Below are 12,952 nucleotides of genomic sequence, written 5' to 3'. Positions count from 1 at the left end.
CTCAGTCGTCGGCGAAGAGGTCGGTCGCGTCGCGGAGGGCTTGTTGGATGCCCGGTTCGGATGCCGCGTGCCCGGCGTCGTCGACCACGACGAACTCGGCCTCCGGCCACGCCCGATGCAGGTCCCACGCGGTCATCATCGGTGTGCAGATGTCGTAGCGGCCCTGCACGATGACGGCGGGGATGTGCCGGATGGCCTCCACACCGGCGATGAGCTGACCATCCGTCCACCAGCCGCGGTTGACGAAGAAGTGATTCTCGATGCGCGCGAAGGCCACGGCGGTGGCATCCTCGGTCATCCGCTCGATCGTGTCCTCGTCGGGGAGGAGCGTGATCGTCGATCCCTCCCACTTCGACCAGGCGCGTGCCGCGGGCACGTGCACGGCCGGGTCCGGGTCGAACAGGCGACGGTGGTACGCGTCGATCAGGCGGTTGCGCTCGAGCACGGGGATCGGTTCGATGAACCCCTCCCAGAGGTCGGGGAACAGCGCCCCGGCGCCGCCCTCGTAGAACCACTCCAGCTCTTCGCGGCGCAGGGTGAAGATGCCCCGGAGCACGAGTTCGGTGACGGCATCCGGATGGGCCTGCGCGTAGGCGAGCGCGAGCGCGCTGCCCCACGACCCGCCGAAGACCTGCCAGGCCTCGATGCCGAGGTTCTTGCGCAGCAGCTCGATGTCGGCGATGAGGTGCGCGGTCGTGTTGAAGCGCAGGTCGGCATCCGGTGCGCTCGCGTGCGGAGTGCTGCGCCCGCAGCCGCGCTGGTCGAACAGCACGATCCGGTACTTCTCGGGGTCGAAGAACCGGCGGTGCCACGGTGCGGTGCCCCCGCCGGGGCCGCCGTGCAGGAAGACGACGGGCTTGCCTTCGGGGTTGCCGCTGACCTCCCAGGCGATGCGCTGACCGTCACCAACCAGCAGCATTCCGCTGTCGTGCGGTTCGATCGGCGGATACAGTGCATCCGTGTTCATGTTCGTCCCCCGGTGGATAACGCTCGCGTCGCGCTCGACGCCTCATTCACCGTACCGTGGAGAGCCCGTTCTCCCGCGGAACCACGGCGGTGGGAAGGGCTCCGGGGTCAGAGGTCTGCGCCGTCGACCGAGAAGGTGTCGCAGCTGCCCAGGCCGTTCTGGTAGCCGTTCGCGAACCAGTACTGCCGCTGCTCGCTCGAGCCGTGCGTCCAGGATTCGGGGTTGTTGAAGCCGGCCTGTTCCTGGATGTGGTCGTCACCGACGGCGAACGCGGCGTTCAAGGCATCCTTGAGCTGGGCATCGGTGGGGGTCTCGAGATACGCGACGCCGTTCTCGTCGGTGAGCGAGGCTGCATCGGCCAACCAGGCGCCCGCGTAGCAGTCGGCCTGCAGCTCGGTGCGCACGCTGTTGCTGTCGGGACCCGTGCCGTTGTTCGGGTGATTCTGCATGATCCCCGTGATGTTCTGGATGTGGTGGCCCCACTCGTGCCCGACGATGTAGAGCTGCGCGAGCTCGCCGGCCGACGCATCGAACTGCTGCCGCATGATCTGGAAGAAGTCGGGGTCGATGTAGACGCCCTGCTCGGGCGGGCAGTAGAACGGACCGACCGAGTTGGATGCCGTGCCGCACTGCGTCGTCGTCTGCCCCTCGAACACGTAGAGCTGCGGCGGGATGTACCCGTCGACGTGCTGCGCCCAGTAGTCGTCGAGGAGCACCTGGGCGCCCGCCATCCGGCAGTCGTCCTGCGTGTTGGCATCCTCGCCGGTCTGACATTCGGCGAGGGTGCTCGTCCCGCCCGATGTCGGCTGCTGCTCGCCTCCGGGTGCTCCGCCGACGAGACCGGTGAGGTCGGGACCGCCGAGCATGGCGACCACGAGCGCCACGAGGCCGAGCACACCGACACCGCCGCCGGCGATCGCGGCGGTGCGACCGGGGCGACGAGTGCGGTTTCCGGAGATGTCGGCGTCAGGGTTGAACGTCATGGGATGAGAGTACCCCCGCACCAGCGGCCGACGTAGGCTCATTCTCATGGCGACCACGATCACGATCACGGGTGCGGGCGGGCAGATCGGATACGCGCTGCTGTTCCGCATCGCCGCGGGCGACATGCTCGGGCAGGGCGAGAAGATCAGGCTGCGACTGCTCGAGATCCCGCAGGGGATGAAGTCCGCCGAAGGGGCGGCGCTCGAGCTCCAGGACGGCGCGTTCGATCTGCTGGAGAGCGTCGAGGTGACCGATGACGCCGCCCGCGGTTTCGACGGCTGCAACCTCGCCCTGCTCGTCGGCGCCCGCCCGCGCGGCCCCGGCATGGAGCGCGCGGATCTCCTCGCCGCCAACGCCGGGATCTTCGGCCCGCAGGGGGCCGCGATCGCCGGCTCCGCGGCAGCCGACGTGCGCGTGACCGTGGTGGGCAACCCCGCCAACACGAACGCCCTGATCGCCGCGGCATCCGCCGACGGCATCCCGCCGGAGCGCTTCACCGCGCTCACCCGCCTCGACGAGAACCGCGCCCGCGCGCAGCTCGCCGCCGCGCTGGATGCTCCGGTGTCCGCCATCCGGCGCGTGTCGATCTGGGGCAATCACTCGGCCACGCAGTTCCCCGACGTCGCGCACGCGACCGTCGACGGCAGGCCTGTGCTCGATGCGCTCGCCGAGCGCGTCGACGACGTCGAGACATGGCTGGAGCAGACCTTCATCCCCCGGGTCGCGAAGCGCGGTGCGGAGATCATCGAGGTGCGCGGATCGTCCTCCGTGGCATCCGCCGCGAACGCGACCATCGAGCACACGCGCGACTGGGTACAGGGCACGGAGGACTGGACGAGCGCCGGCGTCGTCTCGAACGGCGAGTACGGGGTCCCGGAGGGGCTGGTGTCGTCCTTCCCCGTGCGCGCGGTCGACGGCCGCTGGGAGATCATCGAGGGGCTGGAACTGGGCGCATGGGCGCGCGGACGGATCGACGCGTCCGTCGCGGAGCTGGTCGCCGAGCGCGACGCGGTGCGCGCGCTCGGAGTGCTGTGATGTCACCGGGGCAGGGCAGAATGGATGCCGGAGGTTCGGGGATGAACGACGTGAACGAGACGATGGATGCCGCGCTGACGAGTCCGCTGCACCTGCCGCATGCGGCAGCCGACTGTCCGAAGTGCCTGGCGAACCTCGACCACGACTGGTGGTCGGCCCACCCGGAGGGAGCGCGCCTGGTGGGTCTGGTCGTGGCCCGTGAGGGCATGCCGTCCGTCACCGAGCAGCGTGAGGACCTCACCCGCTTCGGCGTGCCGATCGAGGGATTCCGGCACCCAGCGCCCGACATCCTTGAGTCGTGGGAGGACCGCGTCCGGCGCCTGCTCGACACCCTGCAGCGCGGTGACGTGCTCGTCGTCGCGAACGTGCACGCGCTCGGGCGCGACCGCGACGAGGAGACCCGCACCGCCGCAGCGCTGCGCAGCCGCGGCATCATGGTCAAGGTGCTCGGGCATCAGGCTCGGCACCTGACCGACGCCGCGCGCTGAGCCTTCGGCCAGGAAAGCCGAGCCGCTCAGCCGAGCCCGATCGTCGTCAGGCGCTCGCAGCGTCGGGTTCTGCCGTGCCCGCCAGGATCTTGCCGACCAGTTCATGGCGGTAGTGATGCGTCAGCGGCGTGCCGAACTGCGTGTCGACCTCGTCGGGGTCGGCCCCGTGAGACCGGAAGAGCGCGAAGATGCGGCTGAGGTCGTCGAGCAGCTCACGCGTGAGCGGTCGACCGTCTACGAGTTCCGGCCTCTCGTCGTTGCGTCGCGGAAGCACGTCGTGCGCCGCGTGGATCGCCCGCCCGAGCGGCGTCGCGCCCAACGAGTCCTCGGCCGTCGGATCCGCCCCCGCGTCGATCAGGGCGACGAGCATCGCGTAGGCCTCGTCGTGCTTCTCGACCTCCACGGTCTTCCAGACCGGCTCCGACTGGGCGTCGAACGTCCGCCGGGACCAGCGCGACCGCATCACCGCGGCCACGGCGGCGTCGTGCAGAACCGACTTCGTCCACCCGGTCGGCGACTTCGCATCCACGAAGGCGGGGTCGCTCCCCGCTTCCAGCAGCATCCTGGCGATTCCGAAGCGCCCGGTGCGGATGGCGACCTGCAGAACCGACTGGCCGACGTACTTCTTCGGCGATCCGGTCGCGACGGCGTTCACCAGCTTCGGGTCCTTCTCGATCCGCGAGCGGACCGCGGCCTCGTCTCCGTCAACGATCTCGGTGAATACGGCCTGCATCATTTCCTCTCTGCGCGGACTCCGCGCACGTCAGGACTCAGTCGTCCGCGTCGCTCTGATTCCGCAGCGCCTCGTCGTCGATGAGCGGCAGATCGGCACGGGTGACGACCTGCGAGGTGACGGCGTACTCGACGAGGCGAGCGCGCCGGTTCGTGGCGAGCTTGCCCGGCCCGCCGCGCAGCCCCTGCACCCCCATGCGGTCGAGCTTGTCGCAGACGTTGTCGAGCTTGCGGTTGAACTTGCTCATGCTCCAGCCGAGACGCTTGGCTGCGTCGCTCGACGACGGCAGCTCGTTCATGCTGACGCCTTCCCGGCGCAGCATGGGTTCGGCGAGGGCGACGATCAGCTGCTTCTGCATGGTGGTGAAGCTCACGGGCATCACCGTCGTCTCGCCGCTCATCGACGCCTCGACCTGACTGGAGACCTCGTAGGGCGCCTCTTCGGTGTGCAGGCTGAGTTCGTAGGTGACCGGGCCTGCCGTGAACACGATGACGTTGCGCTCGAAGACGAGCGGCATGCGCGCGCCGGGCGACAGCCACGACTGCACGGCGCCTCCCGCGCTGGAGACCGTCGCAGCGAGACGAACTCCGACGTTGGCCAGCCACCACAGGCCGTCATGATGCTGCAGCTCGAGGAAGTGCCGGTGCAGGTACGGGTTGTCATCGATCTCGAGGTCGCCCTCACGGCCGATGATGAACGGCTTGTCCGAGGGCAGCTCGTGCCACTCCCCCGCGAACTCCAGGCGCAATGGCGGCGCACCGTTCATGGCCTTCGCCTGGGCACCCTCTTCAACCGTCGCGGCAGGCTTCAGCTCAGTCACGTATCGAACCCCCTCGGCGAACATCTTGCCATGTGAAGGGCCCGATCGTGCGTCACGTCGGTCTCTACGCCGAGGTTCAGTGCCCGATGACGCCCTGGAGGTCCACGGCCACCTGGATCGCTGGGATCGTCTCACGCTTGTGCAGATTCTCGACCTGCGCCTTGCCCCCGAGCGACAGCAGAGGGACGAAGATGAACGACTGGTCGTACGGCAACTCGCCCTGCGCGGCGACGGCCTCGGGGAACGGCGTCCAGTTGAACGTCTCCGACAGCTCTTCAGCGCCATCCAGCCGCACCAGCGTGAGGAACGTGCTCAGCTTCGTGCCGAGACCGACGATGCGCTCCTCCCGGAAGAGGATCGCCACCACACCGAGGCTGGGTTCCCACGTGATCAGGTCGCCCAGGCCGGTCACCATGATCGGAACAGCGATGCCGTCCCCCTGCGTCTTGCCGATGCAGTCACCGACCTCGGCCTCGTACAGCTTCGGATCGATGATGCGCAGGAAGCCTTCGCCGAAGGTTCCGAACCCGTACGTCTCCCAGATCTCCACGAGTTCATCCGGAACCCGGCCCCGGTACTCGTCGACGATCTCTGCCGGCACCGGAGCGTGCGGAACGAAGTCAGCGATCTCAACCATGGCTTTCAACCTACCCGAAGACGAGGTTTATGTTGAGCGTCGACAGATCGACGCCGGGGTTCGCGTTCACGTAGTCGATGATGGCGCGATCGATGTCACCCACTCGGGTTCGCCACTGCGATCCCAGCGACGAGTTGACGCGCGAATCGCCGACACGGGAGATGTCCGTCACGTCGCCGCCCGCGATGCCGTCGAGTCGGTGCAGGGCGGCCTGGCTCTGCATCCAGGTGCTGGCGGCATCCCTCGCCTCGCTCCTGCTCATCCCGCCTGCACGGAGTTCTGCGATCTTGTCCGCGAGCGCTGCGTCCCTGGCCGCCTGCTGGGCACGGAGAGAGTCCGCCGGACGACCGTGCTCGAGGTATTCGATGCGGTTGCGCAGCCAGTCCGCAGCCGACATGTTCTGGAGCGTGTCCATCTGCTCGTTGTACTGCCGGTTGTACTCGGCGGAATCGTGGTTCCGGTTGCGACGGAAGGGCCGCACGTTGACATCGATCGACCCGTCGAAGTGGTCTGTACCGCGGACGCGGCGCACGACGTCGCCGACGTGGTTGTCGATGTTGTCCGTGAGCTGGTGGAGTCTGTCCTTGGAGTGTCCCATCCCCTTGAGGACGGCTTGTTTGAGCTCGCGGACGATCGGCTTGACAGAACCCATCAGTCATCCCCTCCGAAGTCAAGAGCCGAGAACTCCGTGAAGAACGTCGACGTCAAGGTCGAAATATCCGCACCATGCAGCTTCATCGACGACTGCGCATCCTCCAACGCCTGCAGATCCGCATAGAACTCATCCGAATCCCCCACCGTCGACTCCACCATCGGCGCATCCAGAATCGCATCGATCACCGCAGGCAGCTTCTCCGCCATCGGCTCGATCACCATCGGCGCCAACTGCTCCAACAACTGCTCGATCACGATATCGACCGCAGCATTCAACAACTTCTTCTTGACCAACAGCATCGGACCCGCACCCAACGCCGTGATCGGATTCGTCAGCATCCCCACCAACGCGATCATCGTCGTCGTGACATCGAAGATCACCTTCATCTTCAGACCGAGAATGACCTCAGCCCCGACATCCATCGCCGTCGCCGCCGGCGGCATCACATCCACCAACTGCTGCAGATTCTGCGAACGATTCGTATTCCACGCACTCACCGTCGCCGGACCCGTCTGCCCCCGCAAAGCCGCACCCAGATCACCATTCATCTTCCGGTCGACAGCCTGAATCACCGACTCCAGATCCGTCCCGAAATTCCGAACCAGAGTCGCACCCTTGCGAACCTCGTCCTCATCGATATCAGGCCAGTCGAACCCCAGCTTCTCCATCACCCAGACAAGCTCATTCGGCAACATCATTCCCACGGTGGCACCCCCTCCTGCAGACGACTGTAGGCAACGATCATCGAGATCACGATGGGTACTGCTTCCCGGGTGGATCTGCCCGGGAAGCTTCAGTCGCGCTCGGGGTATTCGATCTTCACGCTGACGAAGCGCGAGTCCGGGATCTCCTCGATCTCGACGGTCGCGCCGTCCAGGGCTCCCGATTCCAGCCCGAGACGCGTCTCGAGGGCGCTCTGGCCGAGTCCGCTCAGGTCACCCGCCTCGCTCGCCGGCGCGAGGAAGCGCATGTCGCCGTCCTGCCTGCCGTACTTGTCGGGGTTGTCCTGCCCGATGGCGTCCTCGTAGAGCTCCTCGACGAGCTGACCGGGCACCTTCTTGGGTACGCCCTTGATCTCGTCGACGATGTCTCCGGGGATGTCACGGACGCTCTTGCCCACGGATCGGCCGAGGTCCTGCATGAGGTTGTAGTCCGGCTTGGCATGACGGGGCACGTGTCCGTGCGTCTCGATGCCGCGGGAGACGTCCCTGAGGATGTCGTACTTCTTCGCGTGCGATGTCGGCTTCTCGGCACGATGGGTGGGCACCCTGTCGGCCCCGTCGCGATCGGTCCGCCGCACGCGATCGGCGTCCGCACGATGCCGGCCGCCGCGCTTGCGGAAAGCGCCGGAGAATCCGGTCTTGAACTCTCGCCCTGCTCCGTCGACGGCATCGACGAGGTCCTTCATCAGTTTCTTCAGTTGCATGGTCAGTCTCCTGAGATCTGCAGGTTGGCGATGTCGGCGAGCAGGCGATCGGTGAGGTCCTCGACGTCCGTCGCGACCCCATCCATGTCGTCCGCCGCCTGATCGAGCGCCTGGAGGTCGGCGTAGAACTCGTCGACGTCGCCGATGTTCTCCTCGACCACCGGGGCCTCCAGCAGCCGGAGCACGAGCCCGGGCACCTGCTCGGCCAGGGGATCGAGCGCCAACGGCAGCACCTGGTTGATCACCTGCTCCAGCGTGGCCTCCATCGCCATCGAGAACAGTTTCTTGCGGGCCAGGATCAGCAGGGCCGCGCCGCCGGCGCCGAACGGCCCGGCCGCGAGAAGGGGGATGAGCTGGGCGAGCGTCAGCGTGACCTCGACGATCACCTTGATCTTGAGCGCGAGGACGATGTCTGCAGCGATGTCGATCCCGGTCGACGCCGGGCCCAGAATGTCGAGCAGCTGCTGAACATTCTCGGACCGGTTGCGGTTCCACGCGGCGACGTGGCCGGTGCCGATGTTCCCTCTCATCGCCGCTGCGATGTCGCCGTTGATCCGGCGATCCGCCGCCTGGACGAGCGTCTCCATGTCGTCGCGATAGGTGCGCACCAGCTGTGCGGCCTTGCGGACCTCGTCCTCATCGATATCGGGCCATTCCAGGCCGAGCTTGTCCATGACCCAGATCAGCTCGTTCGGCAGCATCATTCCCACGTCGGCACCTCCGTGGGAGACGCTACTGAGTGAGCCGTGCCGCGCGCGATGGGGTGATGTCCCCATCACGTAGGCGTTCAGATACTCTCCGGCGAGGTCAGCTGATCAGCTACGCGCCGGATTCATGCCGGGCGTGCGTGCTGTCGTGCCTGCTCGTACAGTCGATCGACCTCGGCCCGCTGTTCGGCAAGCGTCACCGTCACCGAGGGGTCCACCGGTTCGAACGTGTCGACGAGGTCCTCCCCACCGCGGATCGAGAGCCGGTAGGCGCGGAGTCCGCCACCTTGATCGCGGGCCATTCCGCTCGGCCAGACGTTCGGGAGCGCGCCGGCCACGCCGATGCGCCAGCCGTAGGGCTCGAGTTCCTCGCGAATACGGCACAGGGCCTCGAACGCGTCATCGGCGCGCGCCACTTCCGCGCCGAACCCGGCCGACCGGATCTCCACCGTCCACGCAACGTTGTCGAAACTCCACGCCACTTCCGCCTCACGGGTGATACCGTCCCGGGCGACACGCACGATCTGCGGACTCTGGATCATTCGGTCTTCACGTCGGCGGGATGGATGATCGCCGACACACTGTGCCCGGCGTTCAGCGCGATCCGAACACCTTCGGGCAGTGCTGATGCGAGCTCGACGCCTGTCATCGACGCGTGTTCGTCGTATCCGGAAGCCGTGGCCTTGTCGACGTCGGTGAACGCGTAGACGAGCTTTCCGCCGTCCTCGGCTGGTGCGACGAAGATGCCGCCCTCTGCTCGACTGAAGATGAACACCTCCGATTCAGCGAAAGCGCGACCGAGCCGGTCATCGGGCAGATAACCAGAGAGCACGAGCTGCAGCACCCTCTCCAGCGGCGTCTTCGGCGGGAACCACCCTCGAGCCTGCGGAGTTGGGCGGTACCGGGGATTCGGTGTGAAGGCATCTTCGAGCTCGCCGTTCTCATCCACCTTCCACGCGCCGACGATCCCTTCGGGCGGTACTTCGGCGGATCCCTCGAATCCCGGGTCGACGGCGTATACCCATCCGCCGGGGTTTGCTCGCGCCTCGGCCCGAAGGTCGTCCGTGACGGGCGGTGCGGATGTTGTCGGCGCCGAGTTCCGGTCTTCCTCTTGCTGATCGTTCTCGTTCATCGCCCACCACTGTAGTTCGGGTTCGGGATCCAATCACCCAATGTGTTGTCGGGCAGCACCGGGTGCGCGCCGACGATGTTCTCGGCGGGGATGCCGCCCTGGAAGGCGATCTCGTGCTCGGGGTTGGGCTTGTGCGGCGCGTACGGTCCATCCGGCATGGTGGCGTCGACATCGATTCCGCCCGGAGCGTCGACGGTGTAGCGGTACGGCGACCCCCAGCGCTGATACAGATCCGGGTCCCTCGTCGTGCTCACAAAATTCGATGGCCCGTTGGTGTGCACGAACGTACTGAGATCGTTGTTCGACGGATCTTTGACCTGGAAGCCCTCGGCGAAGATCACGTCGGGAGAGCGGCCGTCCGATCGATAGAGCAATTCTGTACTCGTCCGATCGACCCGATTGGTTTGACTCCCGGTCAGGTCCGGAGCCTCGGTGCCGTCGAGCAGCGTGAATCGCTGCTTGAAGTCTTCGATGTGATCATCCATCCTGCGCGTCACCTCAGGCAGCCTGACGTTCGCGTCTTTGCCGCCCTTCGTCATGGCGCGCCAGAGATCGCTGAACGCGTTGCCGAACTTGCCCATCAGGCGTCCCCTCCGAAGTCAAGAGCAGAGAATTCCGTGAAGAACGTCTCCGTCAAGGTCGAGATGTCCTCACCGTGGAGCCTCATCGCCGACTGCGCGTCCTCGAGCGCCTGCAGATCCGCATAGAACTCGTCCGTGTCCCCGACCGTACCCTCGACCATCGGCGCATCCAGGATCGCGTCGAGCACAGCGGGCAGCTCCTCGGCCATCGGCTGGATCGCCATCGGCAGCAGCTGCTCGAGCACCTGCTCCACCGCGATGTCGACCGCGGCGTTCAGGAGCTTCTTCTTGATGAGCAGCATCGGGCCCGCGCCCAGCGCCGTGATCGGATTCGTCAGCATCCCCACCAGGGCGATCATCGTCGTCGTGACGTCGAAGATCACCTTCATCTTCAGACCGAAGACGACGTCGGCTCCGACATCCATGGCCGTCGCCGCCGGCGGCATGATGTCCACCAGCTTCTGCAGATTGGTCGACCGGTTCGTGTTCCAGGCGCTCACCGTCGCCGGCCCCGTCTGGCCCCGCATGGCCACTGTCATGTCACCGTTCATCCTGCGGTCGACCGCCTGAATCACTGTCTCGAGGTCCGTGCCGAGGTTGCGCACGAGGGTCGCACCCTTGCGGACTTCGTCCTCATCGATATCGGGCCAATCGAACCCCAGCTTCTCCATGACCCAGATCAGCTCATTCGGCAACATCATTCCCACGGCACAACCTCCATTGAAGAGATTAGAGGCCTCGAGGATGCGCTCGCGATGGGGAGAACACCCCACGAATCCGTGCGAGGACCGCTCACGGCACGACCGCCCACTGCGCGGCATCCGACATCAGCGGCGCCGACGCCCCGCCGCGCACAGAGACACCGGACACGTCGCGATCGGTGATCGTGACGACGGGGTTCGCGGCGATCGGGGATGCGACGGCCGCGCGCACGATCGTCGCCTCGATCTGTGCGTGGATCTCGCGCGCCTCGTACACATCGGTGGTCTGTGCGAGCTGCGCGATCAGCTCGTCGCGCGCGGGGTCGGTCTGCCCCGTGATCGACGAGGCGCCCCCGGTGCCCCACTGCGCCGCGATCTGGGCCGGAGACCGCGGGATGGGCACGCGCATGATCACCGCATCCCAGTCGCGCTTCTCCAGCGCCGCAGGCAGGTCGTCGGTGCCGCAGTCCGCGACTCGCCAGCCGGATTCCGCCGCGGCCGTCTGCAGCGCGGCGAAGGCACCCGTCGCGAACTCGCTGCGCCGGTCGTACAGCACGCACACACGGGTGCCGGCGGGGATGCCCGCAGCCGCCCGTTCCGCGGCGGGATCGGCGTCGGCCGCACCGAGCGTCTGCGTGAATCCGGAGTCCTCGTTCACGATGTCGTACGCGCGCGAGTTCGGGATCGCGGTCATCGAGGTGCTCGGGGCGTACGCAGTCGCCCAGTCCCCAGCACCGGCATCCATGAGGTCGCGGGCCGTCGCGGAGTGGATGAACGACGTCCGCGCACGCACATCGCTGAACACGCCGTACGGCGGGAGGAGCATCGACCAGAGCGTGCCGTCGTTCGTCATCTGGACGGTGAAGTCCTTGCGTTCGAGCTCGCGCACGGCGTCGCGATTCGCCGCGACCGGACGCACCTGCACGGCATCCAATTGATCTCCGACGGCGGCGAGCGGATCCTCACCGGGCGGCGTCAGCTCGATGCGGGCGACCTGGGGAGTGACCGCTCCGCGGAACGCGGAGTTCGGGACGAGCGCCACGGCCCCTTCGGCATCCGCTCCATCCGGATCGACCATGAACGGCCCGCTCGAGATCAGGAGGTCGTCGGCGACGGCTCCCTCGCCGATCTCGAAGCCCTCGTTCCATGCGGTCCGCATCTTCTCCAGGGCGCTGCTGTCTCCGGTGCGTATCGCGGTGATGACCGCCTGCTTGGCCTCCATCGGATCGTCGATGCCCAGCGCGCGCTCCCCCAGCACATGCGCGGGCACCGGCACGGTCACGATGCTCTGCCAGTCGCTCACCGGCTGCGCGAAGGTCACGTCGATCGACCGCGTGAACTCATCCACGACCGGGATCGGAGTATCCACGACCGATGCCTCATCGGGCAGGAAGTACCCCGCAGCTCCTGCCCAGCCCAGCAGCAGGTCCGCGGCATCGAGGGGGATGCTGTCGGACCACGCGGGTTCGGCGAGGTCGTAGCGCACGGTGAACGGCTCCTCCTCGAGGATCGTCACCGTGCCGAAGCTCTCGTCCGCGACGAAGTCGCCGTCGATCACGTCGCCGAATCGCGCTCGCGTCAGCGCGGCGACGTCGATGTTGCCGCTCGTCGGGGATGCGGCCGCGTTGGTCGAGGTCAACGACCCGGTCCACCCGACGACGACCTCCGTTCCGGGGATCACAGACTCCGGCATGGCCGGCGCGCAGGCCGTCAGCCCCGCGGCGAGCGCGAGCGCGGTCAGTGCCGCGACGCGGCGTCTCCCCCTCATTCCGCGGCCGTCACACGTAGTCGGTGTCTTCGCCGCTCTCCTCGGCCATCGCCCGGAACGGTTCGCTCTCCTCGCTCTCGAGCCACGCTCGCGCGTGCTCGAGCAGCACCGCAGGCGAGTCCTCGGCCTCGGCGGCCGTGGCGAACGGGCCGATCGTGTCCTCGGAGGGGCGCTCGTCGGCGCGCACCACGGTCTGGGTCGACAGGTTGTACCAGTAGCTCTGCTGTCCGGTCATGGTCCCGATTCTATTCGTTGCTTCTGCGCGATCAGGGGGAACGACGAAGGCCGTGGAGTCAGTCCTGTCGAACTGGCCCCACG

17 protein-coding genes are annotated in these 12,952 nt (G+C 67.0%); 2 read left to right on the top strand and 15 right to left on the bottom strand.

The window, feature by feature from the left end; all coding sequences use genetic code 11:
- Position 1: 1 nt before the first annotated feature.
- On the bottom strand, positions 2-967 hold the full coding sequence (pip, locus tag AB0269_RS11890) for a prolyl aminopeptidase (protein WP_366211426.1): 966 nt from the start codon (positions 965-967) through the stop codon (positions 2-4).
- A gap of 107 nt (positions 968-1,074) precedes the next feature.
- Positions 1,075-1,950, bottom strand: coding sequence for a neutral zinc metallopeptidase (locus tag AB0269_RS11885; protein ID WP_366211425.1), 876 nt, complete (start codon positions 1,948-1,950; stop codon positions 1,075-1,077).
- Positions 1,951-1,996: 46 nt separating this feature from the next.
- On the opposite strand from AB0269_RS11885, the gene AB0269_RS11880 reads away from it, so the two are divergent.
- On the top strand, positions 1,997-2,986 hold the full coding sequence (locus AB0269_RS11880; RefSeq protein ID WP_366211424.1) for a malate dehydrogenase: 990 nt from the start codon (positions 1,997-1,999) through the stop codon (positions 2,984-2,986).
- 41 nt (positions 2,987-3,027) lie between these two features.
- Positions 3,028-3,474, top strand: coding sequence for a dehydrogenase (locus tag AB0269_RS11875; RefSeq protein WP_366211423.1), 447 nt, complete (start codon positions 3,028-3,030; stop codon positions 3,472-3,474).
- Between the two features lie 46 nt (positions 3,475-3,520).
- Here the strand turns inward: AB0269_RS11875 and AB0269_RS11870 are convergent, their stop codons facing one another.
- From AB0269_RS11870 to AB0269_RS11810, 13 genes are all read right to left on the bottom strand, one after another.
- The gene (locus tag AB0269_RS11870; RefSeq protein WP_366211422.1) at positions 3,521-4,210 is read right to left on the bottom strand and encodes a hypothetical protein; all 690 of its coding nucleotides are present in this window, start codon (positions 4,208-4,210) and stop codon (positions 3,521-3,523) included.
- A 34-nt stretch (positions 4,211-4,244) separates the two neighbouring features.
- The gene (locus tag AB0269_RS11865) at positions 4,245-4,973 is read right to left on the bottom strand and encodes a hypothetical protein (RefSeq protein ID WP_366211478.1); all 729 of its coding nucleotides are present in this window, start codon (positions 4,971-4,973) and stop codon (positions 4,245-4,247) included.
- Positions 4,974-5,103: 130 nt separating this feature from the next.
- On the bottom strand, positions 5,104-5,664 hold the full coding sequence (locus AB0269_RS11860; RefSeq protein WP_366211420.1) for a GAD-like domain-containing protein: 561 nt from the start codon (positions 5,662-5,664) through the stop codon (positions 5,104-5,106).
- A 10-nt stretch (positions 5,665-5,674) separates the two neighbouring features.
- Complete coding sequence (locus AB0269_RS11855; protein ID WP_366211419.1) at positions 5,675-6,316, bottom strand: polymorphic toxin type 15 domain-containing protein; 642 nt, start codon at positions 6,314-6,316, stop codon at positions 5,675-5,677.
- Entirely contained in the window at positions 6,316-6,987 is a 672-nt protein-coding gene (locus tag AB0269_RS11850; RefSeq protein ID WP_366211477.1) for a hypothetical protein, read from the bottom strand. Before AB0269_RS11850 ends, AB0269_RS11855 begins: the two co-directional genes overlap by 1 nt.
- 125 nt (positions 6,988-7,112) lie before the next feature.
- The gene (locus AB0269_RS11845) at positions 7,113-7,745 is read right to left on the bottom strand and encodes a hypothetical protein (protein WP_366211418.1); all 633 of its coding nucleotides are present in this window, start codon (positions 7,743-7,745) and stop codon (positions 7,113-7,115) included.
- 2 nt (positions 7,746-7,747) lie between these two features.
- Positions 7,748-8,449, bottom strand: a complete 702-nt coding sequence (locus AB0269_RS11840; protein ID WP_366211476.1) for a hypothetical protein — start codon at positions 8,447-8,449, stop codon at positions 7,748-7,750.
- A 128-nt stretch (positions 8,450-8,577) separates the two neighbouring features.
- Positions 8,578-8,994 (bottom strand): hypothetical protein, encoded by a 417-nt coding sequence (locus AB0269_RS11835; RefSeq protein ID WP_366211417.1) that lies wholly within the window; start codon positions 8,992-8,994, stop codon positions 8,578-8,580.
- On the bottom strand, positions 8,991-9,584 hold the full coding sequence (locus tag AB0269_RS11830) for a type VII secretion system-associated protein (protein ID WP_366211416.1): 594 nt from the start codon (positions 9,582-9,584) through the stop codon (positions 8,991-8,993). The genes AB0269_RS11835 and AB0269_RS11830 overlap by 4 nt, the downstream gene beginning before the upstream one ends.
- Positions 9,581-10,165 carry a hypothetical protein gene (locus AB0269_RS11825; protein WP_366211414.1) on the bottom strand — a complete coding sequence of 195 codons (585 nt, stop codon included), beginning with the start codon at positions 10,163-10,165 and terminating at the stop codon, positions 9,581-9,583. Before AB0269_RS11825 ends, AB0269_RS11830 begins: the two co-directional genes overlap by 4 nt.
- Entirely contained in the window at positions 10,165-10,866 is a 702-nt protein-coding gene (locus AB0269_RS11820) for a hypothetical protein (protein WP_366211413.1), read from the bottom strand. Before AB0269_RS11820 ends, AB0269_RS11825 begins: the two co-directional genes overlap by 1 nt.
- A 91-nt stretch (positions 10,867-10,957) precedes the next feature.
- Positions 10,958-12,634: a hypothetical protein gene (locus AB0269_RS11815; RefSeq protein WP_366211411.1), complete on the bottom strand. Its 1,677-nt coding sequence runs from the start codon at positions 12,632-12,634 to the stop codon at positions 10,958-10,960.
- 10 nt (positions 12,635-12,644) lie between these two features.
- The gene (locus tag AB0269_RS11810) at positions 12,645-12,869 is read right to left on the bottom strand and encodes a hypothetical protein (RefSeq protein ID WP_366211409.1); all 225 of its coding nucleotides are present in this window, start codon (positions 12,867-12,869) and stop codon (positions 12,645-12,647) included.
- Positions 12,870-12,952 lie beyond the last annotated feature (83 nt).

This window comes from Microbacterium sp. NPDC077644 (genome assembly GCF_040702785.1).
Classification (GTDB): Bacteria; Actinomycetota; Actinomycetes; order Actinomycetales; family Microbacteriaceae; genus Microbacterium.
Note: the sequence above shows the minus strand (reverse complement) of the source record. Positions and strands in the feature narration are given on the sequence as shown.